2 protein-coding genes are annotated in these 1,714 nt (G+C 63.9%); both read left to right on the top strand.

Annotated elements, in window-relative coordinates; all coding sequences use genetic code 11:
* Nucleotides 1-566 (top strand): DUF2291 domain-containing protein (locus EN750_RS33005; RefSeq protein WP_145968145.1); only part of this gene is annotated, 566 nt, incomplete at its 5' end.
* A partial coding sequence (locus EN750_RS33000) for a sugar ABC transporter ATP-binding protein (protein ID WP_145968144.1) occupies nt 563-1,714 on the top strand: 1,152 nt, incomplete at its 3' end. The genes EN750_RS33005 and EN750_RS33000, both read left to right, overlap by 4 nt.

The following is a 1,714-nucleotide window of genomic DNA, read 5'->3' as shown; positions in this document are numbered from 1 at the left end:
GCGCCATGGCGCTCGACACCAAGGTGGTCAGGATCGGCTCTGCCGGCGATGTCCGCAGCGCCGTGTTTTCCGCCGCTGACTACGGCAAGTCGGAGTTTCCCAAGGTGCAGGCCGATGTCGAGGCACGCGCCGCCGACGCGGTGACGGTGGCTGCTGCTATCGCCAAGGACAGGGCGACGGCGGAAAAGGAATATGGCGTGCCGGCGGGCGTCGGACCGGTCATCTCGGTCAAGTTCACCGGTGTCGTCGGCGAAGGAAAATCCGGCATCTACAAGGTCGCCGTCGAAGGCGTGCCGGACACGCTGATGATCCGGGTGCAAACGGGACCGGCGATCAACGGCACCGAGCTTCGCGACGCCACCGGCAAGATCACATTCGGCCAGTTCACCAACCAGATCGAATACCAGGACGCCGGTTCGGCGCTGAACAACGAGATGAAGAAGGAAGTCCTGGCCAAGGTCGACACCAGCACCTTGACCGGCAAGACCGTATCGGTGGTCGGCGCATTCAAGCTGGTCAACCCGAAGAGCTGGCTGGTCACTCCGGTGAGGCTGGAGGTCAAATGAGCGCGGCTGCAGACACCGGACCCGCGACCGGCGACGCCGTGCTTTCGGCGCGCAACATCGTCATGTCGTATGGCGGCGTTCATGCGCTCAAGGGCGTCAATTTCGACATCCATCGCGGCAAGGTCACGACGCTGTTCGGCGAGAACGGCGCCGGCAAGTCGACGCTGATGAAGATCCTGTCCGGCGTCGTCACGCCGACATCCGGCGACATCGTGCTCGACGGCAATCTCGTCAGCTTTTCCTCATCCTCGGACGCGCGCGATCGCGGCATCTCGATCATCCACCAGGAACTCAGCCTGGCGCCGAACCTCAGCGTTCGCGACAACATCTTCATGGGCCGCGAACTGCGCACCAGAACCGGCCTCGACTTCGCCGAAGAATCGCGCCAGGCGCGCGCGCTGATGGCCGATCTCGAAGAGGACATCGACCCGATGACTCTCGTCGAGGATCTGCGCCTGGGTCAACAGCAGATCGTCGAGATCGCGCGGGCGCTGTCGGTCGATTCACGCATCCTCATCATGGACGAGCCGACCTCCGCGCTCAGTGCAACCGAGGTCGAGGTGCTGTTCAAGGTGATCCGCGATCTGACCAGCCGCGGCGTCTCCATCGTCTACATTTCACATCACCTCGAAGAAGCACTGCAGATCACCGACTACGCCGTTGTCCTGCGCGACGGCGCCATAACGGCAACGGCCGAAGCCAGGGACATCGACCTCGAGTGGATCGTGCGCAACATGGTCGGCGAGAATTTCGATCTCGGCTCGCCGCCGACCGGTCATGCGTTCGGCGAGGTCGCCCTTTCGATCGAGGACGTCAGCGTCGTTGACACTTCGGGCTCGGGCTATTCCGTCGTCGATCACCTGTCGCTGGACGTCAGGGCCGGCGAGATCGTCTGCATCTATGGGCTAATGGGCGCCGGGCGCACGGAATTGCTGGAGGCCGTCGCCGGACGAGTGCCGATGGCGGGCGGTCGCGCGCTTCTGGAAGGCGAGGACGTCTCGGGGTTGAGCATTGCCCAGCGCATCTCCAGAGGGCTTGTGCTGGTCCCCGAGGACCGCCAGCGCGACGGGCTGGTGCAAACGATGACCGTCGGCCGCAATCTCTCGCTTGCCAGCATCGAGGCGTTCGCCAAGGGGCTGTTTCTGTCC

This window comes from Mesorhizobium sp. M7A.F.Ca.ET.027.03.2.1, from assembly GCF_003999175.1.
In the GTDB taxonomy this organism is placed as follows: Bacteria; Pseudomonadota; Alphaproteobacteria; order Rhizobiales; family Rhizobiaceae; genus Mesorhizobium.
Note: the sequence above shows the minus strand (reverse complement) of the source record. Positions and strands in the feature narration are given on the sequence as shown.